The following is a 24,695-nucleotide window of genomic DNA, read 5'->3' on the forward strand; positions in this document are numbered from 1 at the left end:
CTTAAGGCAATACCGCACAACTCACGGCTGTAGCCTTAACCGTTTAAGCGGGCTTCCAGCGCAGCCTTTTGATCCTCATAGCCGGGCTTGCCCAAAAGGGCGAACATATTCTTCTTGTAGCTTTCCACGCCGGGCTGGTCAAAGGGGTTTACCCCCAGCATATAGCCGGAAATGGCGCAGGCCTTTTCAAAGAAATAGATAACCTGGCCCAGGCTGTCCTCAGAAAAGTCAGGCACGTGCAGCACGATATTGGGCACGCCGCCGTCGTTGTGGGCAAGCACTGTGCCCTCAAAGGCCTTCTCGTTGATAAAGGCCATTGTGCGGCCCTCCAGATAGTTCAGGCCGTCCACGTTCTCCGGGTCGTTGCCCAGAGCCACTTCATATTTGGGCTTATCAATCAGCACCACCGTTTCAAACATAGTGCGGGAACCGTCCTGGATGAACTGGCCCAAAGAGTGTAGGTCAGTGGAGAACACCACAGAGGCCGGGAACAGGCCCTTCTGGTCTTTGCCCTCGCTTTCGCCGTAAAGCTGCTTCCACCACTCGTTCATCATGGTATAGCAAGGCTCATAGCTTACCATAATCTCCGTAGACTTCCCCTTGCGGTACAGCATGTTGCGGATGGCGGCGTATTTGTAGCAGTCGTTCTTCTCAAGGTCAGGATCGCTGTAAAGCTGCATTGCCTTGGCCGCGCCCGCCATCAGGGCGTCAATATCCCCGCCGGCCACGGCAATGGGCAAAAGGCCCACAGCGGTCAGTACGGAAAAGCGTCCGCCTACATTGTCAGGCACCACAAAGGTTTCATAGCCTTCCCTGTCAGCAAGCTGCTTCAAGGTGCCCTTCTGCTTGTCGGTGGTACAGAAAATGCGCTCCTTTGCGCCCTCCTTGCCATATTTTTTCTCTAAAAGCTCCCGGAACACCCGGAAAGCGATAGCAGGCTCGGTGGTGGTGCCGGACTTGGAAATCATGTTGATGGAAACGTCGCGGCCTTCGCAGATGGAAACAAGCTCCTGCAAAGCCGTGGAACTGATGCTGTTGCCTGTGAAATAGATATCCGGCGTATCCTTTTTCATGTCATTATAGCGGTCTGACTTTAAAAACTCAATAGCAGCCCTGGCGCCCAGATAGGAACCGCCAATGCCGATAACCACGAACACGTCCGAATTTTCCTTCACCCGGGCGGCAGCGGCCTTGATTCTGCTGAACTCTTCCTTGTCATAGTCCTCAGGCAGGGTGACCCAGCCCAGGAAATCGCTGCCCATGCCGGTTCCGGCATGAAGCGTCTCATGAGCGGCTTTAACCTGCGGCTCCATGGCCTGATACTCGTGCTGGGCCACAAAGCCCTTTAAATACCCGTCTTGCAATTTCAACGGCATAGTAAAAACCCCTTTTCTCCGGCCTGGGCAAAAAACCCGGCCCGGATATTTTTCTTCCGCCGCTTCCGCCTCACGGGAGGCCTTCCCGCCGGCACAACGGCCCTTTCACAACCTGCCCGCCCTGTCCGGAGCTTCCGGGAAAGGCGGCAGTCTTTCTTTGTGTTTCTATTCTACAATAAACCGGCGCGTTTTGCAAGTTGCTTTCGCCAATCTTCATAAAAAGTTTTCCAAGGGCCTGGAGCAGGCCCCTAAAAGCAGCCTTACAGGGAGAAGAAAGCCCCCAGCAAATAGCGGAAGGCAGATCCAAACGTGATGGCCTCCACGTCCTCAGCGGCTGTGATGGGCACCTGGGCCAGGGTTTTCCCAGAGGAAGAATACACCACCTGCCCCAGCACATCCCCCTTCTGGATGGGGGCCGCAATATCCGCCTGCATTTGCACCTCCTGCTGGACAGACTGGGAATCTGCCGCTTTCATCAAAATTTTCGGGCTTTCCCCTGCTTTCACCGCCACAGTGGGGGCCATGCCGCCGGCAACCGGGACAGGCTCCAGGGCCGGGGCCTCCGGGATGGTGACAGACCAGCCCCCAAAGCCGTAATCCAGGAGGGCACGGGCGTCCGCAAAGCGGTTGTCTGTGGAATCCGCCCCCAGCACCACAGCAATAAGCCCCAGCCCGTCCCGTTCCGCTGTTGCGGTGATGCAGCTTCCCGCCTGGGAGGTAGTGCCGGTTTTCAGGCCTGTGATGCCGTTATAGCTGCGGATAAGCTTGTTGGTGTTTACAAGCTGGGTGGCCCCGCCCCGGACATAGTCAATCCAGGTAAGAGTATAGTCCTGTATCTTGGGATATTTTAAAAGCTCCCGGCTCATCAGGGCCACATCATGGGCGCTGGTAACGTGGCCCTCCTCGTCCAGGCCGTTGCAGTTTTTAAAAACCGTATCCGCCATGCCCAGGGCCTGGGCCTTCTCGTTCATCCTCTGCACAAAGGCTTCCTCGCTGCCTGCCACGTTTTCCGCCAGGACAACAGCGGCGTCGTTGGCGCTCATAATCACAGTGGCCTTTATCAAGTCGTCCACAGTCATCTGCTCCCCCTCCTTCAGCCAGATGTCAGAGCCGCCCATGGAGGCTGCATGGGCAGAGGCGGTGAGGGTGTCCGTAAGATTCAGCTTGCCGGCCTGGATGGCTTCAAAGGTCAGGCACAGGGTCATCACCTTGGTGATGGAGGCACAGGGCCGCACAGCATGGCTCTCCTTCTCAAACAGCACCTGGCCTGTAGAGACTTCCATCAGCACCACAGAAGGGGCGGTGACTGTAAGCTCGTCGGCTTGGGCGGGCAGGGCCAGAATCCAGCAGAAAAGCAGGGAGGAAATCAGCAGGGCGCACAGGGGTTTTCGTTTCATAGGGTTCATCCTTTCTTTTGGCTGTATACGCTATGGATATGCCCCCTGCCCGCAAAACATGAAAAGGCCGGGCGCTGTGCCCGGCCTTTCTCCCTATGTTTTTTGAATGCGCAGGTATGCCCCGGGGGCTGCTTCCACATCTGTTTTCCAGTAGACTGTCATCTCCGCGTGGGGGGCGGATTCAATAGGCTCCCAGTCCTCGTTAAAAATTTCCCCAAGGGGCGCTGTGATGCTTGCCTTTCCCGGCTGGAGGATGTCCGCTGTATCCCCCTTGAAAAAGCGGTTGCGCTGGGCAAGGCGGAGATACTCCCCTTCCCGGCCCAGGCACACAGCCGCCACCTCATATTTCCGGGTGTACTGGCTGCGGTCTGTGGTCTGGCCTGGCTGGCCCCCAAAGTAAAACCCCGGGGAATAGGCCCTGTGGCTGATTTTTTCCGTCTCCTCCAGAATCTCTGGGGGCAGGGGCTTTTCCGGGTGCTCATGGAAGAAATCAATAGCCCGGCGGTAAGCCGCTGTAACGCAGGCCACATAGTAGGCAGATTTTGCCCGGCCCTCCAGCTTCAAGCTTTGCACCCCCGCGTCCACCATGGCGGGGATGTGCTCTATCATCCGCATATCGTTGGAGTTAAATACATAGGCGCCCTTTTCCTCCTGGATAAGGGTAAAAGCCTGCTGGGGGCGCTCCTTCTCAATCAGGGTATACTCCCACCGGCAGGGCTGGGCGCAGGCCCCCCGGTTTGCGTCCCGGCCCGTCATATAGTTGGATAAAAGGCACCGCCCGGAAAAAGACACGCACATAGATCCGTGGGCAAAAGCCTCCAGCTCCAATTCCGGGGGGGTGTTCTCCCGGATGCCCTTTATTTCGCTGAGAGGCACCTCCCGGGCCAGCACCACCCGGCTGGCCCCTAAATCATAGCAGGCCTTGGCGGCGGCATAATTGACAATGCCCGTCTGGGTGGAGATATGGCGCTGCACCAGTGGGGCGTGCTCCCGGGCCAGGGCCAGCACCCCCAGATCGGAAATAATAAAGGCGTCCACCCCTGCTTCCTGGCAGCAGCGCAGGAAGGGGATGAGGGCAGGCAGCTCCTCATTGCGGGGCAGGGTGTTGCAGGTGACATACACCCGCACCCCCCGGCTGTGGCAAAGCTTCACCGCCTGCCGGATTCCTTCCTCGTCAAAGTTCTGGGGTGCGGCCCGCATACCAAAGCTTTTCCCTGCCAGATAAACGGCGTCGGCCCCATATTCCACAGCGGCCGTCAGGCGCTCCATGTCCCCCGCAGGGGCCAAAAGCTCCGGCTTGGGCCTTATAGTTGGCATAAGCGTCCCTCCCATACCAGACTAATCCATCAGCCCGGCAGCATACAGGTTTTCTTCATGCTCCCAGGAATTGGTGGCATAGTAAGCTGTGCCGTCGTCGGCATGGCAGAAGTACAGATAGCTGCTTTCATTGGGGCGCACTGCCGCCAGGATGGCTTCCGCCCCAGGGTTGCAGATTGGCCCGGGCGGCAGGCCGTCCAGCTCATAGGTGCTGTAACCTGCGTTGGGAAGCGCCCCCGACTCAGGGATAGCCCCTGCGTTGCGGTACGGGTAATGCATGGTGGAGTCGCATTCCAAACGGTAGATGTCATACTCCGCGCCAAAGTCAAGGCGGTTGTGGAGGACAGACGAAACATTGAACATATCCGAGGTGTCAGCCGCCTCCGCCTGGATGATAGAGGCCAGGATTACCACCTGATCCTTGGTCATGCCCCGCTCCTCCCCCATGTTCCAGGTCTGGCTGGAGATGCGGTTCTGGAAGTTGTTAATCATCTTGCCGATAACAGACTCCAGCTCTTCCCCCTCATAGAAATTATACGTGTCGGGGAACAGGTAGCCTTCCAGCTTATAATACCGGCCTTCGCTGTTCATGGCAGCGATGACCTCATAATTTGAAAAGTCCTTGTTGTTCAGCGCGTCCAGGAACTCCTGGCCTGTGCAGACATTCTTTTCCTCCAGAAGCTGGGCTATCTCCAAGGCATTATAGCCCTCGGGGATGGTGACAGACACCTCGTCGCCGTGGGTGTCCTGCCTGGTCTGCAGGGTGTTTATCAAATCCTCATAGTCCAGGTTTGTCTCAACATGGTGGACGCCTGGCACGAAATACTTCGGCTCTTCCTTCTTCACCTTGCAGTACAGGGAGAAAAACTCCGGCTTGTCAATGGCCCCGCTTTGGGCCAGGATTTCCGCCAAAGCATCAATGTCCATCCCGCTTTCCGGGATTTCCACCTGGGTGGTGCCCTCATTGCGGCCTATGGCGAAGAAATCGTTAGAGCCGCTAATAAGGTAGCTTGCTAGGGTAAAGGCTGTTAAAAGCACCATGCACAGCCACATAAAGGCAAAAATGCGCTTGTTCTTCCTGGCCTTAATACGGTTGCGCTTGCGGTGGGCCTTCTTTTCCTGCTTGCGCTCCTCCTCGGTGAGATAGGCCCGGGCAGAGGCAGGCGGCTCTCCGTAAGGCTCCTGCCGCCGGCTGCGGCGGTCGGGCGGTTCCACGCTGCCAGTCATCAGATCCCGCTGGTCAATATTCACCTTAAAGCTGCCCGTGGCCCTGGGTTCCCCTGGGGTTCTTCTGTTCTGATCCGGTCTTTCGTTCATAGCAGTTGCCACATGATACAGGATTTACACAAAAAGCCATGAAAAGCGGCTTTTTATGCCCGGTATCGATCCTTTCTTTGATATTTTTCACGCCATGCGCCTTTTTCCAATGCAGGCGGACACGCCTGTCTCAGTGGCTATAAAGCCAACCCTCCTGTCATGGCTTCCGGCAGGGAGGCTGTCAAAAAGCAGTTCCCCATAACACAGCCCCACCGATTCCATTCCCGCCGCCAGGAAGCGGTCGTAATAGCCCTTTCCATAGCCCAGCCGGTTCCCCTGCCTGCCAAAAGCAAGGCCCGGCACAAGGCACAATCCCGGCCCTTTTCCGGGTACGCGCGCCCGGGACTCCGGTTCCAGTATGCCCCATTTGCCGGGGCGCAGATCCTGAAAGCTTTCAAAGGGGAAAAAAGCCATTTCCCCCTCTCCTTCGCCGCACGCCGGGGCCAGCACCTCCTTGCCCTGCTCCCAGGCGGCCTCTATCAGCATCCCTGTGTCCGGCTCGCCCCTGGCGCTGAGATAGAGAAACACCCTTTCGGCCTGCCGCCATTGGGGCATAGCTAAAACCCCCTGGCAGATGGCCCGGCTTTTCCTTTCCTTATCCGGCAGGGCCGCCCGCTTTTCCAAAAGCGCCCGGCGCAGGGCTGCTTTTTCCTCCTGAAGTCCCATGGGTCAGGGCTTCTGGATGGAGGCTTTTATCTCCTCCGCCTTTTCCGGGGAAACCAGGGCCGCTGCCAGCGCAAGGCCGAATTCCGTGGAAACGCCCATGCCCCGCCCTGTGATAAACTGCCCGTCCTGGCAGACATATTCCTTGCTGAGGGACGCGCCCCCTTCTATCAAGTCCTGCTGGAACTTGGGGAAGGCCGTAGCCTCCCTGCCCTTTAAAAGCCCCTTGTGGGCCAGGATGGAGGGGGCGGCGCAGATGGCCCCGATAAGCTTCCCTTCTTTTACGCAATAGTCCAGTGTCTCCTGGACAATGGGGGATTTTTCCAGGTTCAGGGTGCCGGGCAGGCCTCCGGGCAGTACCATACCCACAAGGTTTTCCCGGGAAATCTCCTGGGCGGTGCAGTCCGTCCGCACCGTCACCCCATTGGACGCGGCAACCTCCCGGCCTTCCACGCCCACAAGCTGCACCTCCGCCCCGGCCCTGCGCAGGATGTCCACAGGTGCCAAAGCCTCTACCAGTTCAAAGCCCTCCGCCAAAAACACATATACCATAAAGCTTTTCTCCTTTCTGCCAACTCATAGCGCTTCCAGCGCCTTTTCCAGCACCTGCCGGTGTATCTCCTCCCGGGGCAGGGGCTTTCCCTCCCTACCGCAGGGGATAACGGCCCAGCCCTGCTTCTCCGCCACAAAAGCGGCGCTTTGGGCGCAGGCCTTTAGAAACGCCAGATGGTTCTCATGGATGTCCTTTTTCCCGCCCTTTTCCGCATAGCGCGCTGCTAAGAGCTTTTGGGAAACCTCCACAGGCATCGCAAGGTAAATCACCCTGTCCGGGCGGGGCAGGCCCAGCCTGCCATATTCAAAGTCCTCCGCCCAGGCTATGAAGCCCTCCCATTCCTCCCGGGGCAGCTTTACAAGCTGGTAAATCAGGTTGGAGGTGGCGTAGCGGTCGCAGAGGACGGGCACCCCCCGGCGGTAGTCCTCCCCCCACACCCGGCGAAAGCTTGCAAAGCGGTCTACCGCGTAAAAGGAGCTGGCGGCATAGGCGTTCACGTCTCCAGGCTCCCTGCCGAAATCCCCGTTTAAATACATTTTCACCAAAGCCGAGGAAGGGGAAGCATAGTCCGGGAAATCCACCTTCCGCACCTGCCCCAGCCGCTTTTCCAAAGCTTTATGGAGCAGCTCCGCCTGGGTGGCCTTGCCGCTGCCGTCCAAGCCCTCCAGTACAATCAGGCCCATATCTGTTTCTCCTCCCCATGCAGTATGCCGGCCCTACAGGCTGGAAAATTTCTCCCGCACCTGCGCCGCCTGCCCGCAGGACATTTTCCCCTCCGGGCAGCTTCCCCGCAGGCAGGGCGGGCCTGCCTTTTCAAAGATATGGGGAGCCGCTTCCCGCACCTGGCGGAGCATTTCCACTGCCAGCCCGCGGATTTCCCACTGTGCCCGGTTGCAGCAGCGGTGGGTAAAAAAATTCAAAAGGGATCGGGCGTTCATGGTGCAGATAAGCTTGGTAGCGCAGGCATTTGGCAGCACGAAACGCGCGTCCTCAATGGCCTTTTTCTCTGCCTTCCGGGCGGCGGCCTTAGGCTCCTCCCCTTCCCGCAGAAAGGCCTCATAATGCTTTTCCTGCAAAAGGGCGGCAAGACGCTCGTAATGCCGGGCATCCTCCTCCATGGCCCGTAGGAATTCCTCTTTCGCCTCGGGCAAGGCTTCTATCTCCGGCGGCAGCACAAACTCAAAGCTGTCCTCTTTTACATAGCGCTGGCTCTGCACGCTGTAGGAAGCAATCCTGTGGCGGGTAATCTGGGCCAGCAAAGAGCGGGACACCCCCTCAATGCCAAAGGTGAAGCTTGCGTGCTCAATGGGGCTTTCATGGCCAATTTCAGAGAGCATCTCCAAAAAAGAGGCGGTTTTTTCCGGCGTAAGCCCTTTTTGCACTGTGCCAATGTCCGCCTGGGCATAGCACAGCTTGGCGGCACAGGCCACAGTGGCCTCCGGGCTTGGGGTATAGGCAAGCAGTTTCACCTGCATAAGGCTTCCTCCTGTTTATATAATCATGCTCAGCGGGTTTACTCGTTCCCGCTCTCCTCGTCCTCATCTTCTTCCGGTTCTTTCAGCTCCCAGGTATTGGGCTGCTCCAGGTATACCTGCTGCCAGAAGCCGTTTAACTGGGACAACATCTCTTCCTGTGTAACCTCATCCTGTAAAAACGCTTTTAACAGCCGGCGATACTCCCCCTCAAAAGCCTGGCTTTCTTCCCGGTACATGTCCGGGCGGCAGGCATATTGATATTCATTGCCCAACTGGCACATGCGCATTTCGGCGGCCCGCTCCCCCTCCTTTAAGGAAGGATCCATCTCCAGGCCTTCCCCGTGCAGGGGCAGAGTGCCCGCTGCCTTGGCAATATGGGTGTTGTTATCCGCATTGGTAAGATACGTGAGAAAGTGGATGGCAGTTTCCCGGTTCCCGCTGTTTTCGCTGATGCCCCAGCCCCAGAATCCGGCGGAAAACACGGAGCGGTTATTGTCGCACCGGGTAAAGCCTTCCACCCCCAGCGCCCCTTGGGGCAGGGCCTCCCGCAGCTCCGCCGTATGGGAGCTGTCTGTCAGCAGCATGCAGGCCTCTCCGTTTTTAAAGGCGGAAAGGGCCTCCTCCTCTGTCCAGTCCACACTGCCTGGCAGCACGTCCTCGTTCATGGTCAGGTAAATCCGCTCTGAGGCAAGCTCTGCCGCCTGGGTGGCAAACAGGGTGTCCCCCTTGTCCATGCCTGCGGCAAAGTATCCGGCGGCAGGGTTTATCATGGCGCCCCGGCCTGCGCGGCTCCACATAATGGTGTCAAAATAATCTCCCAGCCTGTCTTTTCCCGCAATAGCCAGCCTTCCCTTTTCTCCCAGCTTCTCTCTCACAGCGGAGATCTGCCCCCAGGTGCGGCACCAGAGCTTGTCCTCTTCCTGCTCCTGGGTTTCATTATAGGCGTCTAGCCAGTCGGCCCGATAAAACATGACCTCCTGGCGGAAATCCGCCGGCATAATGTACGCCTGCCGGGCGCCCATGGAATACACCGCCTGCCTTGCGGCATTTGTCAGGCCATATTCCTCCCGCCACACCTGCAGGTAGGGATAAAAATTCCACAACAGCCTTTCCCCTGCCAAAGCAGGCTGGCTGCCGCTGTCCACCTGCACCAGATCCGCTTTCCCGGTGCGCAGCAGCTCCTCTGCCTGCTGCTCTGTATCGCAGGGCACAAGGATGATTTCCGTTTCAGGGAAATCTGCCCGGTATTTCTCAATAATCTCCTCCAGTGCCTTCTGATAGGCTTCGTCCAACTGGGTGTAGGCCATTTTAAGCCCAGCCGCCTCCCCTGTGTTTTCCAGCGTAACCTGCGGCCCGCTGGAAACGGGAAAATCTTCCTCCTCCGGGGCGCAGCCAGCAAGGCTGGCCATCAGAAGAACCAAAGCTAAAAGCAGTGCGGTATACCGTTTATATCCCATGTGAAGTACCATTCCTTATTTTTGCTTCAGGGGATTCCCATCCACAGCGCACATGCCATGGAACCCCATATTGTTTTATTATATCTGTATATGGCAAAAAATACAAGCTAAAAAATATGAACAGTGATTTTCGGCGCAGAAAAACCGCCCAGCGGGCTTCCCGCCGGACGGCCTGCAATTATACTTTTACAATATTTCCCGCTTTGCGGGGCTTTGCCTCCGGGGCAGGGCCGTCCCCATAACCCACTGCAAGGGAGCCTACGCCTTCCAGCCCCTCCGGCAGGCCCCATTTGCGCAGCAGTGCCTTGCCCTCCGGCAGGCGGAACATCTCCCGTTCCCCGTGTATCCAGCAGGTAGAAACGCCCAGCGCGTGGGCAGCATGCATCATGGCGGACAGCACGCAGGAGCCGTCCTCCACCCAGGTGTTGGAATTCCGGGGATCCCCCAGCACCAGGAGAATGGCCGGCGCGCCGTAATAGGGATCGCCTGTGCCGCCCCGGGCCTTACAGTTAAGCTCCTGCACCGCCCTGCGATCCTCCGGGTTTTCCACTGCCACAATGGTGGCGGTCTGCTTATTCATGCCGGAAGGGGCATAGGTGCCCGCCTCCAGAACCGCGTCCAGCCTTTCCTTTTCCACCGGCTCCGGGCGGTATTTCCGCACGCTGCGGCGGGTTTTCAGCAAAGTGATCATGTCATTTTCCATAGGTTCTTCCTCCTGTCCGGCTTGCCGCCCGCCCCAGCGTCCTTGTCCGCAAACGCCCGCCGCAAGCGGCGGGCGTTTGCGGACAAGGCGCCGCAGATAGCCTGCAAGCGAAAAAATTACAAGGTTTTAGGGCTTGTTTGAGAACAGAGAAAGCGCTGAATTTGGGGCGCAGAAATCCTTTTGATTTAGACAAAAAGGCCGTATCTGCAATTTTTCAAACAGGCCCTCAGTCAACTGTCTTTCTCTAAAAGCCGCAGCAACAGCACCGCCACCCCCACATTGTACCCACTGCAGGCATAAAGCCCCCGCCCCTGGGAATCTGCCAGCAATACTAAAGGCAGGCGCTCCGGGTCTGTAAAGAGCTGGCGGGCAAGGGCCGGCACCTCCCCCATGTCGGCCTGCCAAAGCTGTGCCTGGGGCAGCGCCTCCATCACCTGCAGCAGGGCGGGATCTTCCCGCGCGCCAGGGGGCGTTATCAAATAAACCTGGCAGAAGCCCCGGCACTCCTCAAAGCCTGCCGCCGCGTCCTTCAGTTCCAGCAATAAATGTTCCGTCGGTTCCCGGCCGGGTTCCAGCCAGCAGAGCAGGCTGACAGGAGCCTCTGCCAACACCTCCCTGCTGGAACGGGCCTGACCCTTTTTATCTGTAAGGAAAAAAGGCGGCAGGGGCAGGCTCTGCAAAAGCTGGCTTCGCTGCGCCCGGGGGAAACAGAGGGAAACCTCCCGGCTATCGCCTGCGGCCAGGCAGACATCCTCCTGCCTGGCCAGTTGATCCCCGCAAGGCAAACGCAGGACGGTCAGCAGGCGGTATAATCCTGGGGAAAGCTTTAGGGAAAGGATTTCCCCGGCGCGTATGTGCCTGGTGGAAAGAACCTGCCAAGCCCCTCCCTCCCAGCGGGAAAGGGTATACCCCTGCTCCCACAGGGCAGGGCGGTTTTCCGGGTTTACTAGGCGCAGGCAGGCCTCTTCCGGTTTTTCCACCCGGCAAAAGCCGCCGTCTTGCCAATATTCCGGCAGGCCGTCTAAAGGGGAAAGCCGGGCGGGTATGCCTAAGGCCCGGCACATCCCGCAGAAAAGCACCCGACGTCCCTGCTCCCCTGCCGCTTCCAGCTTCAGGGCGCTGTAAGGGCTTTGGGGCAGTTCTCCATAGGTTTCTGCCTGGGAAATGTGCTCCTCCACCCACTGCCACGCTTTCTTGGGATCTGCCCGCCAGCAGGCCGCCATTTGCTGTTCCAGAGAGATATCCTCCCGCCAGGCCCTTAAAGGCTCCAGCCCTATGCGGGGGCAAAGCAGCGCCTGCTCAAATACCTCCAAAGGAAAGTCCTTTTCCCACCGGAGGGCATGGGCGCAATCAGCTATTACCTCTGGGGGCACGCCGTCGGCCCTGTCCTTTCGGGGCAGGAGGGCAAGCACCCGTTCTGCGAGGCCTAAAGCCTTCTCCCCCTCTTCCCGCCGCACAGCCTGCTTTTCCCTGCGGGAAGCCTCCGCTTGTTCCAGCACAGCCTGCCGGGCTGCTTTCTGCTCTGGGGTTAAGGGAGCTGGGAAGGTTTCCGGGGCGGCTGGGGCTGTAAACCGGAAATCCCCAGGTGTTTGGGCAGAAAGGCCTGGAGATGAGGGCAGCTCCAGCACCAGCGTCTGGGCGCGGGCAGTGTCCCACCATGCTTCTGCTGCCCGCCCCTCCTTCTCTGCTGTCACATATACGCAGCCCAGCCCCAAGTGCAGGCAGGCTCGGCCCTTACTGTCAGTTATCCGGCTGGCAATGGATCGGTAAGCCGCCATGTTCAGCAGGGAAAAGGTGAGGCGCGCGCCCTTTACCGGGGCGCCTCCTGTCTCCCGCACTGTAACGGTGCAGGCCTCCACAGGGGCATACCGGGCTGTAAGGGTTTCAAAGCATACACCCTGCCGCACATCCAAATCCAGCGGGTTTATGCCGGGATAAAGCCATGGCGGGGCAGGCAGTTCCCCTGTGAAAGACCGGGTGTGTATGAGCATGGCCCGGGCCGCCGCCCCGGTAAACCAGCCCCTGTCCAGCTCCGGTTCCGGTTCGCAGGCCCCTAAATACCGCCACGACTTCCCGTCCCAGGCCTCTGCCCAGGCGTGGTTGTCATCGCAGTGGCTCCACCAGGGAGCGTACACCTGCCGGGCAGCAATGCCTATACTGCGCAGGGCCGTTACCGTGAAGGTGGATTCCTCCCCGCAGCGCCCCCAGCCCCGGCGGTAAACAGCCAGGGGCGAAGAGGTGCGGCTGTCTGTAGAACGGTAGGTAACCTGTTCAGCGCACCAGCGGTTCGCCTCCAAAACGGCCTCCTCCAGGGAAAGGCCCCGCACCCGGGGGGCCAGTTCCTCATAAAAGAAGGGGCGGCACTCTGAAAGCTCTTCCGTGTTAATCCGGGGATAGAGCACGTCTTTGAGAAACAGATGCTCCGGAAGCTCCCGGCACCAGGAGAACTCCTCCCGCACCCGGCAGGCGTGTCGGACAAATCCCGCAAAGAGGGATGCAGGATACTCCCCTAAATCAGGCAGGGGCAAAGTGCCAAGCACATAGCGCAGAAGGGGTGCGTTTTTCCCAGCGGCAGCTATCTCCCGCTCCCAGCCCTCCGCCCGCGCCCCCAGGCGCTCAGCCCTGGCCTGCCAGGCGCTCTGGGCAAAGCCGCAAAACTCCTTAGAAAGGCCCGTCATTTCAACTGCACCTTCAGCACAGTGTCCACCGGGTCAGGCAGCACCGGATCAGGGCCTAAATCCGCAAAAGCCATGTGGGCATAGTCATTGCGCACCCAGCTATTGGACAAAGGCACCTCTGCCCCGGTTTCCAGCATCCGCACGCAGTCAATCTGTTCCGGGGAAATCCCGGGCAGGGGCATGGGGCCGATGGTATTTTCAAACAGATGGTAGTAAAGGGTATTGCCCTTGCGGGTGATGCGGCCGCTGTCCGGCTTTTCCATGCCAGCCTTGCCGCAGCCATAGATGCTCTCGCTGTTCTTGCCCATCCACGCGCCAATGTCCCGGAGGATTCCCATAGATTCCGGCGGAATGTTCCCTTTGGCGTCCGGGCCTACATTCAAAAGCAGGTTGCCGCCCTTGGAGACGCACTCTACCAGCTTCTTGATGAGCATGGGGGCAGGCTTGAAAAAGCGGTCGTCTCGGCAGTATCCCCAGTTGTTGTTCATGGTGACGCAGGCTTCCCACACCATGTCCCGGCCGTTTTTGTCCTGAATGCCGTTTGGCGGGATAATCTGCTCGGGGCTGACAAAATCCCCGTGGAAAGGAGCCGGATCCCCTGTCCACAAAGATCCGAAGCCCTCGCCGCTTACCTCCAGGCGGTTGTCAATAATCACCTCGGGCTGGAGCGCGCGCACCATGTTCACAAGCTCTGTGGCGCGCCACTTTTCCCCCCGCATGACGTTATACTTGTCCTCATAAGAGAAATCAAACCACAGGATATCCAGCTTCCCATAATTTGTACACAGCTCCCGCACCTGGTTGTGCATGTAGGTGAGGTAGTTGTCAAAATTGCGGCCCTCGTTGGGATACTCCGGGTTAAAGCGCATGGGATGGTTCCGGTCGCCAAAATGCGGGTAGTCATCGTGATACCAGTCTAAAAGGGAGAAATACAGCCCCACCTTCAGGCCCTCGGCCCGGCCGGCCTCCAGAAATTCCCGCACCAGATCCCTGCCGCATTTGGTGTTGGTAGACTTGAAGTCCGTATACTGGCTGTCGAACAGGCAGAAACCGTCATGGTGCTTGGAGGTGAGCACCATATACTTCATCCCCGCCTCCTTTGCAGCTCTGGCCCACTTCTGGGGTTCATAGTCTACGGGATCGAACTCCTGGAAATACCGCATGTAGTCCTCTTTTTTGATTTCCTCCACGCTACGCACCCACTCGCCCCTGGCAGGGATGGCATAAAGCCCCCAGTGGATAAACATGCCAAACCTGGCTTCCGTATACCAGGCCATGCGCTTTTCATATTCCTCGCGGTTAAACTGATACATACGCGTGCCTCCTTTTTGCTTTTTTGTCATGGCGCCCACCCTGCTGGTTTGATGCCATAGGGGAAACGGCGTGACAAAAGCCACGCCGCCTTCCTGAAACCATCACGTTTCTAAATTTTGCTCTCTGCCTTACGCGGCCTCAGGAGCCTGGGCCTGTTCTTCCTGCTGCTCCGGCTCCTCAGGATTTGCCTTGGTAACAGTGCGGGTGGTGCCGCCGGAAACATAGGTTTCGCCGCACTCAGGGCAGATATCCGTGTGCAGCGTCACGCTCTGGCTGACCACCTTCCTGTCCTCCCGCTGGGCTTTGGCCTGCTCGTGGGACACATGCTCCATTTCGTGACCCCGCACAGCGGAAGCCGCCAAATCCGGATCAATGCGGGTGGGCGTCTGGTAGGACACGCTGGAATCATCCGAGCCGTCCTGATACTTGCGCTTTTCGCAGGTTTCGCACTTGCCTTCTTCCAAAGCTTCCTGTGCGCCTACAGCCCCGGTTTCTACGCCCTGCCCTTCTTCCGCCCCATACTGGATGCGCATACGCACCAGAGACTCAGCAGCATTCGCTCCCGGCCAGCCAGGCAGTTGGCTGGCTGCATTTGCCTGCCCCTGGATTTCCCCGCTGGCAGCCTGGCCCTGGGGATACTGCACCCGGGCGCGGTTCATCTGCTCTGCCGCATAGCTGTCCGGCAGGACTGGCATGGCGTATTGGGAAAACTCGCTGGGCAGCCGTTCACTATAAACAGCGGGCTGAAGCTCCCGGGCCGTAGCAGTGGGTATAGGTTTAACAGGCTGCACAGGCGTTTCAGGGGCAGCCGCCTGCCCCCGCAAAACACCTGTGTCCATACCTGCGCCATACATCCGGGAATACCCTGCTGCCCCGTAAACAGCCCTGGCCCCATAAAGGGGGCCGGTGCCTGTAATACCGCCTATCATAAAAACCAACCTCCGTTGCAATGGCCGAAGAAAAACATAGCCATCGCGTTCGTTTTGCATCATGATAATTATACCACGCTCTGCCTAAAATGCAAGTAGGAATTAGGAGGGTGAGCCGTATCGTGGGTTGTCATATTAAAGCCCACCAAGTCCGGAAGCATTTTTTATTTTTAGAAACAAAGGCAAATCTTGCCGCAAAAAACACTTGACAGCCTACAGAAGCTTTGGTATAATATTCAACACATGAGCAAGACTCATTAGCTCAGTTGGCAGAGCACCTGACTTTTAATCAGGGTGTCCGGGGTTCAAATCCCCGATGGGTCACCAGTGAAAACCCCAGAAACCGCATGGTTTCTGGGGTTTTTGCTTTTTCCCTGGAAAGCCCTAATTTCCCCTGCTGACTACTTTCTGAAAAATCGGCCCGCCTGGTAGAAATTGGTCGCGTAGCTGCCCCTTACGGTATAATATAGACAAATCGGAAAACCCAGTGATATCAAGGGGTTTCGGGTTTGTCCTTATTCTTTTTCCAGTAAAAAACAGGCAAATAACGGCTCTCAAAAGAGGGGTGGAAAACGGCGACCTTACATTAACGACAAACTTTCAACAATCAAAAAGAGGGATAAAAATATGTGCAAAACAGCAAAAACCATTGCTATCTGCAACCAAAAGGGCGGCGTGGGCAAGACCGTCACAACCGTGAATTTAGGCATTGGCCTGGCCCGCCAGGGCAAGCGCGTCCTGCTGGTAGACGTTGACCCGCAAGGCTCTTTAACTGCCAGCTTGGGCTAGGAGGGTTGCTGTTCTCTACATAATACTGTGGCTTTTCTCCACGATTCTTTTTCTTTCTGAAGGGTAGAGTGTCCGTTGTGAACTTCTTTTGCAGAAGTGCATCGCCCATATACCGTTCATTGTTGATCACATAATTTATGGTGTTGTGGTACCATTTCTTCTGCGCATACCGGCGGGGGACACCCTCTGCGTTGAGGATATTCGCAATATTTTGCTTGCCGATTCCTTGCAGATAAAGGTCAAAAATGCGTCGGATAATCTTGGCCTCGTCCTCTTTGACCACAAGCTGCCCATCGACCAAATCGAACCCATATGCTGGAGCACAACAGTTAAAGTCCCTGGATTCCATGCGCATCTGATAACTTTTGCGCATATGATCGGAGATGTTCACACTCTCCTGCTGGGCAGCCATACCGGGGAAGGTCACCAGCATTTCCATGTTCATCTTGTCGCTGTCAATGTCCTGTTCCTCGAAATAAATGCTAACTCCCATTTCTTTCAGAGAGCGCAGGGCCACCAGAAGTTCTTGCGTATTCCTGGCGAAGCGTGACACCGATTTTGTGATGATACGGTCAATTTTGCCCAGCTTGCAGTCACGGATGAGCCGATTTTGCTCATCGCGTTTCTTCATGTCAACACCTGACAGGCCCTCATCCGCGTACACGTCTACCAACTTGTACTGTGGATTCTTGCGTTCATAATCCTTGTAGTAGCGAATCTGAGCGGCAAAGGAGTGCAGCTGGTCAGCGGATTTGCTGGACAACCGGCAGTAGGCGGCAAGCCGGATAATTTCGGGCTTTTGTGGTTCCCGGCTGATGTCGGTTACAGTCATATGCACCATTCCCTTCATTAAATTTTCGCCCTTCGGTACCACCAACAATACCACAAGAGTTCAGATACATCCAGCGCAAACCGCCAGAGTTTTCACTTCAGACATATATTTTCTTCCATTTTGTGATGCTAAAATTGCACTATAAAAAGGCTTTTATATAATGAAGTGACCGCCCAAAACAGACGGCCACGTTATCTTATCAATCGTTTTGCTTGTCCATATTTGTTCTCAACTTCCCTGGACAGGGAACACGCCTTCCGGCCTATGCCTATGAGATGCAAAGCATCTCAAATGCTTTGCATCTCGGCCTCATTGGAATCTTACCACCTGCGGGATCTCCGCAGGGCGCCCTCCTTTGCTGCGACGGGTCACGCTCGGCTTTAGGACTGGACGCAAGTATCATTATCCCTTCTGCCGGTCATCGCCGTCGATGGATGTGCATTCCGTCGTCTGAGCCTGGAGGCGTATAGCTAACGCTATTGCGTTAGCTATTGGCGTCCGCCCATGTAGCTTGCCGCTCCTCACGGCGGCAGAAAGAAAGTAAAAGGTGCGCTGAATATTCAATTTTCAAAGAGCAACAGAGGGCAGAAAAAAGCCCTCTCGCTTTCCATGCCGAAAAACGAAAGGGCTGACATCCAGTTATTTCAAATTTTTGCTTTTCCGTAACCTTGCTAGAATCTGAACCTTGCGCCTGTGGATGGCGTTCTGGGACACATGAAAGCGCTCCGCGACAGCCCGTTCGCTAAGCCGGTGGTAGTAGATGAGATGCAGAATTTTCTGCTCATCTTTAGACAACCTCTTGAACTCAGGCCGGAGGTTGTCCAGCATGAGTTTTCTTTCTACGTCACCAGCCGTATCGGATGCCATGTCAACCAGAATATCCTCACCATTGAACTCATCCGTGGTGAGCATATCGTAGGAAAAATCGCCGTTCTTTGCAGAGCGCTCGTCCAGATATTTCTGGCGGCGTTTGTCCTTGTAGAACGCTTTATAGTCACCCTCAGACACTTCCATCAACATACCGCGCAAGGGTATGAACCGCCTGCCTGTATAGCACGTCTTTTTCTGATTGAACTGAGCATAAGTGAGCTCCTCATACACTCCATCTTCTAAAACGAACACTTTCCTTGGTGGATATTTCACCGTTGATTCCTCCAATCAATCTGTTTTGGGTTGGCAAAACGATTGATTGGGGCGGGCTGCGGCAGCCTACAAAAGAGCAAAAAGCAAGATTAAAAACAGCGTTCTTGCGGGAGATCAAGCCCGTAAGAACGCCGTTGGTGTACTGTGATGCATATTCAGATGCGTGAAACCTTACAGCAAGGAGACGAAATGTACTTCAATAGCACAAATATGCAAGGGTGATTTTCCTTCCTTTGTAGTGAATTAAAATACACTATTAATCGTATTTGCGAACATTCCATCTGAGCACAGTGTATTGTAAAATGCATATGAGGTGAATTTTAATGCCAGAGTATGCAAAATCATTGGGCAATGCCATCAGAGAGGCCCGCATCCGCAATGGCTTTACCCAGCGCGGGTTGGCGGAACAGCTCACTATGGATTCCCGCACGATTCTGAACATAGAGAACTATAACGGAAATCCTAAGATGACGATTCTCTATCCCTTAGTTCGGGAGTTGGGGATAGATCCATGGGACATCTTTTATCCCGAACTAAAGCAGGACGAGTCAGCTTTCCGGCAGATACAAATTCTGCTGAAAGAGTGCAGCGATGACGAGATCGCCGCACTGATTCCAGTTGTTGAGGCCGCGCTCAACATTGTAAAGGCCAAGCGGGGTCAAAAGGTCTAATCCACGTTCTTGCCCGGTTCGTCATTTACAACCATTTTAAGGTTGATTACGCCAATTCGGATACTTCTCTTGCATTTCGGGCAGTAGAGCGGGAAGTTCAGCAGAACTGTATCCGGGTTAACTTTGGTATGCGTTTTTGCTCTACAGATGGGGCAATGAATCCAATGTTCCTCTTTCTTCTTGTCCATATTTACACCTCCTGCGGCGCTGGCTCTGTATCTGGTAACTGGCTCGGGCCGCTTTTTTCTAAAATATAGCGGGTAAAAGTGGAGTACAGGTGGAGTTGAGGGGGAGTTTTGATAGAGTTTTTTAACGGTAGTGCGCGCCGCAGGAATAAGAAAAACAAAAAAGGAGTACAACCATCTTCGAACCGGTTGTACTCCTTCATTTTCCTTTTTTAAGAAAGGTGAACTATAAAACGCACCCCACCCTCTATATTGTTAATGTCATATACCATTCCATGCTGATCTAAAATCGCTTTAACAATATACAGCCCCAGCCCGCTGCCACCGGTCTTTCTGTTGTGGGAGGACTCAACCCGATAAAACGGCTCGAAAATGCGCTCCAACTCACCCTCTGGTATGCGTCCGGTGTTGAGGACTTCCAATACGTTCTCTTTCAGCGACGCCCTGATGACAGAATTATTTTCCGAATGGATGACCGCATTCCCAATAATATTCGACACAGCTTTTTCAAGTAAATCGCGGTCACCCATGCAGGTGCATTCTTCGAGGTCAGCTATCAGCTGCTGCCCCTTATCCTCTGCCATCCCCTGCCATTTCCGGCAGCAGGACTGGACGAGGGCGGTCATGTTTACTTCAGCCTTGTTCAAACTGAAATCACTGCCTGCCATCCGGGAAATGGACAGGATTTCTTTGACCAAATTTTCCATTTCTTTTACAGTCCGCATGGAGCCGCGAAGGTGCTTATCCCTGTCCTTATACTCGCCAACCATGTAAATCATCCCCTCCAACTCGCCTTTCAACACAGTGATAGGGGTTTTCAACTCGTGGGACACAGCCCGGAAGAAATCCATTCGCACTTTCTCCTGCCTATGTTCCTGCTCAATATCCTCCTGCAATTTTGCGTTGGCGGTGGTTAACTCCCGGAGCGCGATATCCAAGCGTTCCGCCATAGTGTTGAGATTCCTCGCCAGTATGCCCACCTCATCCGTGCGGGTAGTATCGCATCGCCAAGTCATGTCCAGCTCGGCAAGGCGCTTGGAAATATCACTGATTTTCAAAATCGGTTTTGCAAGAAAATGTGTGTACACGCTGGCGGCGATGATGGAGATAGACAGGATCAGAAGGCTGATAATGGGTAGCAGATTCCAGAACGCTTTGGTAAGCCGATTTACCAGCCTGCCGGATATGGTAACGGAAAGCTGATAGGTTTCTTCGCCAATTTTCAAATTTGCGGTAGCGGTCTGAGCAGGCTGCTTTTCATCCGATGTGGATCCTTCTCCAAAGGTGACAGTATTCAGCTTTCCGTTCAGCGTGGCGACAGCATTGTGGTTCAGGCAAAATTCATAGATATGGTTTATGGCGTCATCCACAGTACCGTTTTCCAGTTCCGTGACCAATCGGCCCATCTGTTCCGTGTAGCCCAGAGTCTGCTGTGAACGGTAGCTGGCTGGCATGACCGCCGTGACAATTCCATAGAGGAGGAAACTGACGGCAAATAGCAGAATGGTCAGTGAGAAGAATATTTTCATCCATAGGCTGTTCTTAATGGTTTTTATCAATGCGATATCCCACCCCTCTTATAGTTTCGATACAGTCTACCCCCAGCTTTTTGCGGATATTTTTGATGTGGGTGTTGATGATTTTATCATCTCCCAGATAGTCATAATTCCAGATAATATCCAGCAGCTGCTCCCTGGTGAATACCCGGCCCTGGTTCTCCATCAGCAAGCGCAGGATGTCAAACTCCCGGGCGGTCAAAGTTATTTCTTTACCCTCAACAAAAACCTTATAGTTTTCTGTGTCCAGCTGGACGTTTTGATAAACCAGCACGCTGCTTTTCTCTCCGGACCGGGCTCTTCGAAGCACGGCCTCTATCCGTTTCAAAACCAGCGGCATAGAAAATGGCTTTGTGATGTAATCGTCCGCCAGCAAATTAAAGCCTTTCATCTGGTTATCCTCGTCATCCAGAGCGGTCAGCAGGATAACAGGCGTACTGCTCTCGTTGCGGATCATCTCGCAGACCGAATAACCGTCCAGCCGGGGCATCATGATATCCAGCAGCACAAGGTCGAAGCTGTCCTTGTGAAAGGCGGCAATACCGTCCATGCCATCATCTGCCAGCGTGACTTGATACCCGGCGTCCTCCAAAAATATCCGTAGGATGTTTTGGATGGACACTTCATCTTCTATGACTAAAATGCGCTTTCCCATCTGATTCGCCTCCCATATCTCTCACCTTATTATAAAACATGATTGTGAAGTTGAGGTGGAGAAATCCTATATTTTTCTCTCGGGCACAAGGGATTGTACCCTTATTTTATGGGCAAATCAAGCTATCAAATGTTAAGAATCAAAAACTCTATCGAATCTACCTCTTAACTCCACCGCAACTCCATCTTCACGGCGTATGATTGGGTCATTCCACTCAAGGAGGTCGATAAAATGAATTTGTGGAAACGGGCCTGCCTATATTCCATACGGAAAAAGGGCAAGGCAATCACGCTTCTGGCGTTTCTGCTGGTCATGGCAACCATGATGCTGACCTGCCTCTCCATTCAGTCCGCCACAGAGACCGCAAACGCCAACATCAAAAAGGCCCTGCTGGGATATTTTACCATCAACGCAAAGCATCTGGAAAGCGGTATCCCGGAGGATGCGGTGAGCAGCATTCTCGCCATAGACGGCTTGAGCGGCAGGTACACCCTGCGCTCCTATTCCCATGCAAATTATTATGACGCGGGTGGAAAGCTGCTGGAGATCAGCACCGAGGGCGCGGCCCAGGTGCCGGAGGGGTACGAAAATGCCGGTAAGATCGTGGCGAACTCCAATTCGCAGGAGGACAGCTATTTCACAGATGGGGGCTTCGTGCTAACCGGCGGCAGCGCCGTCACCGCCGGAAGCAGGAATGAGGTGCTGATTCACGAGAAATTTGCCCAACGCAATGGGCTGGCTGTGGGCGATACCATGCTGCTGGGAAATGTATCGGAGAACGCCCATACAATCCCGGTGACGGTGGCTGGAATCTTTACCAACACAAAGGAGCAGGATTCCATTGGAATCGCTCCATCCTACGATCTCTATGACAACATCGTGTTTACCGACCTCTCCACCGCTTCTTTCCTGCTCTATGGTGATGGCGCGGCCAGCAGCCAATACGGAGACTTCTTTGTGAACGACCCGGACGATCTTGACCGCATCATGACTGAGGTGCAGGAACTTCCAGGAATGGATTGGGAAAGCAGTACGATAACCCGTTACGACAACGATTATCAGAACGCAAAGGAATCCCTGGAGGGCCTGCGGAACATCGTCTTTATCGCCATCGTTGTGGTGTCGGTAATCTGTCTTTTGGTGCTGGCGCTGTTTCTGACCCTGCGGCTTCGCGGGCGCGTCCACGAAACCGGCGTCTATCTGGCAATGGGAATTTCAAAAGGTTCCGTGTTGCTGCAATATCTGCTGGAGGTCATTTTGGCGGCGGCTATCGCCTTGCTTCTTTCCTATGGCGTCAGTTCGGCTATATCCAATCAGATTGGGAGCCGTCTGCTGTCCCAAGTGACTACGGAAACCTATGAAGCAGTAGATTTGACCGGGAACTCTGAAAGCGGCGGAGGACCTGCCGAGGATTTGGGACTGTCAGAGATCATAGTGGCGGTTTCGGCAAAGGACTACCTGACCGTGTGGGCCTTCGGCATGGTACTTTGCACGGCATCCACCGCCTTGGCCGCTTACCCAATTATGAAGATGAAGCCCAAGAGCATTTTGTCGCAGATGAGTTAAGGAGGCGCACAATGAATTTCATCACACGAGCGGTCTTGTATACCGCAAGAAAATGGAAAAAGACCCTGCTGCTGTTCTGCCTGTTGCTGGCAATCACCACTCTGGTTCTGTCCGGGCTTGCCATAGCAGATGTTCAGGAGGAACAGGCCGAGGAGGTCAGGGGAACGACAGGAGCAAGTTTTACCGTCAGCCGTAATACTGCGACAGGTGGCTGGAGCAGTGATAGAGGCGGCTCATACAGCACGCAGGAATACCTTACGGCTGACAAAATGGAAAGCATCGCTGCTATCAATGGAATAGAGGGTTACAACGCTTCGATCCGCACCATTCTATGCCTGTCTGATCGTCGGGGGCAATGGCTGGAACAAATGGAACCTACAGGTCATGCGATTGTTGACTGTCAGTTTTACTCTTATAGCTGTATCAATTCAAAATACCATTCTCTTTTCCTGTCCGGGGCTTTGGTTATGTGCGAGGGGAGGACGATCGATTCCTCTGTTAAGAATGGGATCGTTATCAGTAAAGATATTGCGGATAAACATGATCTTAAAGCAGGCGATACCATCCAGGCAGTCAATAACCCTCTATCCGATGACAAAACAATGGATTTGGAAATTGTTGGTTTATTTGAAGTCGTGGCTGATAAAACAGACGAGCGCAACCATTACAACGAATCTTCTTACTACGAGTATACGAACAATGCCTTTGTCAGTGAAGCCGCAATGAAGAAGCTGTTGGAAAATTACACAGATGTGGGCTATGCCTCCGCAGATTTCTTTGTTTCCGACCCGGAACGGCTTGAAAGTATCCTCCATGAGGTGCAAAAAATCAATACAATCAACTGGAACAACTTTTTTATTACAGCCAACGATGAAGTGTACCAAAATATCTCCAGCGCCCTTTCTGACACAGGTACTCTGATTACTACCTTAATTATTGTCATTACCGCCGTGAGCATGGTGCTGATGGTTCTTATTCTATCCATGTCCGTTCGCAGCCGGAAAAGAGAAACCGGAATCTTGCTGGCGGTTGGTATTGCCAAACCTGTGGTTGTTCTCCAATATCTGCTGGAAGTCCTGTTGATTGCAGCGGCAGCGTTTCCTCTGGCCTATCTGTCCAGCAAACAGGCAGCTGGAACCTTGGGAACACTGTTTGGCAAAACGGCTGAACACATCATCGTTACATCGGAGCACTTTATGCTGGTTGTTGTCGTGGGCGGTGTCCTATTGGTGACAGCAGTGTTAGCATCCTGCATCCCCGCCATGCGGTTGAAGCCGAAAACAATCCTGTCACAAATGGAATGATTTTACGAAGAAATGAGGTAGCCTTATGAATATCATGGAAATCCAAAATGTGCAATATGCCTATGACGGCAAAAAGAAAGTCCTGAAGGGCATCAACGCTCAAATGGAGCTGGGCAAGATGTACGCAATCCTCGGCCCCTCCGGGTGCGGCAAGACCACGCTGCTGTCCCTGCTGGGTGGTCTGGACAGCCCCACCAGCGGTCAGATTTTGTACCAGGGGGAGGACATTGCAAAGACTGGCCTTGCCAATCATCGGCGCAGCCATGTGGCGTTCATCTTCCAGAGTTACAACTTGATCGACTATCTGACCCCTATGGAGAACGTGGCTTTGACCTCCAAACTGCCGGCGCTCCCCATTCTGGAGCAGTTGGGATTGACCGCAGAAGAGGCAAAGCGGAATGTGCTGAAGCTGTCCGGAGGCCAGCAGCAGCGTGTGGCCATTGCCCGCGCTCTGGCCAGTGACGCACAGGTTATCCTGGCCGATGAACCGACCGGAAACTTGGACGAGGACACCGCCGCCGAGATTACCGCCATTCTGAAAGACAGCGCCCATAAATCCGGCAAATGTGTGGTGATCGTGACGCACTCCAATGAGTTGGCGAAAGAGGCTGATGCAGTCTTTCAGCTAACAAAAGGGGTATTGAAGTTAAGTAAGCTTTAATCACTATTTTCTATCTGCTTGTATTTCTTTTTCACTTGGGTAGTTCACTAGACCTATCATGGTGACAGGTACCACCTTCCACCGAGAGGGCGCACTCCACTCTTGGCGGGAGGTGTTTTTTTCACAATTTATATAGCAACCCCTGGATATTTGC

Annotated in this window: 21 protein-coding genes, 1 tRNA gene and 2 pseudogenes; 6 read left to right on the forward strand and 18 right to left on the reverse strand. The window is 54.8% G+C overall.

The annotated features are described in order from the left end of the window. Positions 1-35: 35 nt before the first annotated feature. From VSQ30_RS11375 to VSQ30_RS11435, 13 genes are all read right to left on the reverse strand, one after another. The gene (locus VSQ30_RS11375; RefSeq protein WP_160643385.1) at positions 36-1,376 is read right to left on the reverse strand and encodes a glucose-6-phosphate isomerase; all 1,341 of its coding nucleotides are present in this window, start codon (positions 1,374-1,376) and stop codon (positions 36-38) included. A gap of 260 nt (positions 1,377-1,636) precedes the next feature. Further along, entirely contained in the window at positions 1,637-2,773 is a 1,137-nt protein-coding gene (locus tag VSQ30_RS11380; RefSeq protein ID WP_334464153.1) for a D-alanyl-D-alanine carboxypeptidase family protein, read from the reverse strand. Positions 2,774-2,866: 93 nt separating this feature from the next. Then, positions 2,867-4,090, reverse strand: coding sequence for a peptidase U32 family protein (locus VSQ30_RS11385; protein ID WP_334464155.1), 1,224 nt, complete (start codon positions 4,088-4,090; stop codon positions 2,867-2,869). 21 nt (positions 4,091-4,111) lie between these two features. Further along, complete coding sequence (gene mltG, locus VSQ30_RS11390) at positions 4,112-5,407, reverse strand: endolytic transglycosylase MltG (protein ID WP_334464156.1); 1,296 nt, start codon at positions 5,405-5,407, stop codon at positions 4,112-4,114. An 87-nt stretch (positions 5,408-5,494) separates the two neighbouring features. Next, complete coding sequence (locus VSQ30_RS11395) at positions 5,495-6,073, reverse strand: 5-formyltetrahydrofolate cyclo-ligase (protein ID WP_334464158.1); 579 nt, start codon at positions 6,071-6,073, stop codon at positions 5,495-5,497. A gap of 3 nt (positions 6,074-6,076) precedes the next feature. Continuing rightward, positions 6,077-6,622, reverse strand: coding sequence for a DJ-1 family glyoxalase III (locus VSQ30_RS11400; RefSeq protein ID WP_160643374.1), 546 nt, complete (start codon positions 6,620-6,622; stop codon positions 6,077-6,079). 24 nt (positions 6,623-6,646) lie between these two features. Next, entirely contained in the window at positions 6,647-7,306 is a 660-nt protein-coding gene (locus VSQ30_RS11405) for a dTMP kinase (RefSeq protein ID WP_160643372.1), read from the reverse strand. Between the two features lie 33 nt (positions 7,307-7,339). After that, positions 7,340-8,098, reverse strand: a complete 759-nt coding sequence (gene thyX / locus VSQ30_RS11410) for an FAD-dependent thymidylate synthase (RefSeq protein ID WP_334464160.1) — start codon at positions 8,096-8,098, stop codon at positions 7,340-7,342. 38 nt (positions 8,099-8,136) lie between these two features. Next, complete coding sequence (locus VSQ30_RS11415) at positions 8,137-9,555, reverse strand: extracellular solute-binding protein (RefSeq protein ID WP_334464161.1); 1,419 nt, start codon at positions 9,553-9,555, stop codon at positions 8,137-8,139. Between the two features lie 178 nt (positions 9,556-9,733). After that, positions 9,734-10,258 carry a nitroreductase gene (locus VSQ30_RS11420; RefSeq protein WP_334464163.1) on the reverse strand — a complete coding sequence of 175 codons (525 nt, stop codon included), beginning with the start codon at positions 10,256-10,258 and terminating at the stop codon, positions 9,734-9,736. A gap of 230 nt (positions 10,259-10,488) precedes the next feature. Beyond that, on the reverse strand, positions 10,489-12,936 hold the full coding sequence (locus VSQ30_RS11425; RefSeq protein WP_334464164.1) for a transglutaminase family protein: 2,448 nt from the start codon (positions 12,934-12,936) through the stop codon (positions 10,489-10,491). Further along, entirely contained in the window at positions 12,933-14,279 is a 1,347-nt protein-coding gene (locus VSQ30_RS11430; RefSeq protein ID WP_334464166.1) for an alpha-L-fucosidase, read from the reverse strand. The genes VSQ30_RS11425 and VSQ30_RS11430 overlap by 4 nt, the downstream gene beginning before the upstream one ends. Before the next feature lie 99 nt (positions 14,280-14,378). Then, positions 14,379-15,179, reverse strand: coding sequence for a hypothetical protein (locus VSQ30_RS11435; protein WP_334464167.1), 801 nt, complete (start codon positions 15,177-15,179; stop codon positions 14,379-14,381). A 251-nt stretch (positions 15,180-15,430) separates the two neighbouring features. Here VSQ30_RS11435 and VSQ30_RS11440 point away from each other — a divergent pair. Together VSQ30_RS11440 and VSQ30_RS11445 are read left to right on the forward strand one after the other, a co-directional pair. Further along, positions 15,431-15,506 (forward strand) — tRNA-Lys (locus VSQ30_RS11440). Positions 15,507-15,806: 300 nt separating this feature from the next. Beyond that, a pseudogene (locus tag VSQ30_RS11445) lies at positions 15,807-15,965 on the forward strand (ParA family protein); the annotation flags it as partial. 46 nt (positions 15,966-16,011) lie between these two features. On the opposite strand, the pseudogene VSQ30_RS11450 reads toward VSQ30_RS11445, so the two are convergent. Continuing rightward, positions 16,012-16,818, reverse strand: a pseudogene (locus VSQ30_RS11450) (recombinase family protein); the annotation flags it as partial. A 621-nt stretch (positions 16,819-17,439) separates the two neighbouring features. Next, a complete protein-coding gene (locus tag VSQ30_RS11455; RefSeq protein ID WP_334464168.1) occupies positions 17,440-17,943 on the reverse strand; it encodes a sigma factor-like helix-turn-helix DNA-binding protein in 504 nt (167 codons plus the stop codon). A gap of 323 nt (positions 17,944-18,266) precedes the next feature. On the opposite strand from VSQ30_RS11455, the gene VSQ30_RS11460 reads away from it, so the two are divergent. Beyond that, positions 18,267-18,614: a helix-turn-helix transcriptional regulator gene (locus VSQ30_RS11460; protein WP_161475289.1), complete on the forward strand. Its 348-nt coding sequence runs from the start codon at positions 18,267-18,269 to the stop codon at positions 18,612-18,614. Here VSQ30_RS11460 and VSQ30_RS11465 read toward each other — a convergent pair. The 3 genes from VSQ30_RS11465 to VSQ30_RS11475 form a co-directional block, all read right to left on the reverse strand. Then, entirely contained in the window at positions 18,611-18,802 is a 192-nt protein-coding gene (locus VSQ30_RS11465; RefSeq protein ID WP_161475288.1) for a cysteine-rich KTR domain-containing protein, read from the reverse strand. The two genes, VSQ30_RS11460 and VSQ30_RS11465, sit on opposite strands and share 4 nt — an antisense overlap. Positions 18,803-19,011: 209 nt before the next feature. Then, positions 19,012-20,358, reverse strand: a complete 1,347-nt coding sequence (locus VSQ30_RS11470; RefSeq protein WP_334464169.1) for a HAMP domain-containing sensor histidine kinase — start codon at positions 20,356-20,358, stop codon at positions 19,012-19,014. After that, positions 20,342-21,010: a response regulator transcription factor gene (locus VSQ30_RS11475; RefSeq protein ID WP_334464171.1), complete on the reverse strand. Its 669-nt coding sequence runs from the start codon at positions 21,008-21,010 to the stop codon at positions 20,342-20,344. Before VSQ30_RS11475 ends, VSQ30_RS11470 begins: the two co-directional genes overlap by 17 nt. 231 nt (positions 21,011-21,241) lie before the next feature. Between VSQ30_RS11475 and VSQ30_RS11480 the strand changes: the two genes are divergently transcribed. The 3 genes from VSQ30_RS11480 to VSQ30_RS11490 are packed head-to-tail and all read left to right on the forward strand — an operon-like array spanning position 21,242 to position 24,541. After that, positions 21,242-22,576, forward strand: coding sequence for an ABC transporter permease (locus VSQ30_RS11480; protein WP_334464173.1), 1,335 nt, complete (start codon positions 21,242-21,244; stop codon positions 22,574-22,576). 11 nt (positions 22,577-22,587) lie between these two features. Beyond that, positions 22,588-23,880: an ABC transporter permease gene (locus VSQ30_RS11485; protein ID WP_334464174.1), complete on the forward strand. Its 1,293-nt coding sequence runs from the start codon at positions 22,588-22,590 to the stop codon at positions 23,878-23,880. 25 nt (positions 23,881-23,905) lie between these two features. Continuing rightward, entirely contained in the window at positions 23,906-24,541 is a 636-nt protein-coding gene (locus VSQ30_RS11490; RefSeq protein WP_334464176.1) for an ATP-binding cassette domain-containing protein, read from the forward strand. Positions 24,542-24,695 lie beyond the last annotated feature (154 nt).

Origin of the sequence: Acutalibacter sp. JLR.KK004 (assembly GCF_036941085.1) — a bacterium.
Taxonomy (GTDB): domain Bacteria; phylum Bacillota; class Clostridia; order Oscillospirales; family Acutalibacteraceae; genus Acutalibacter.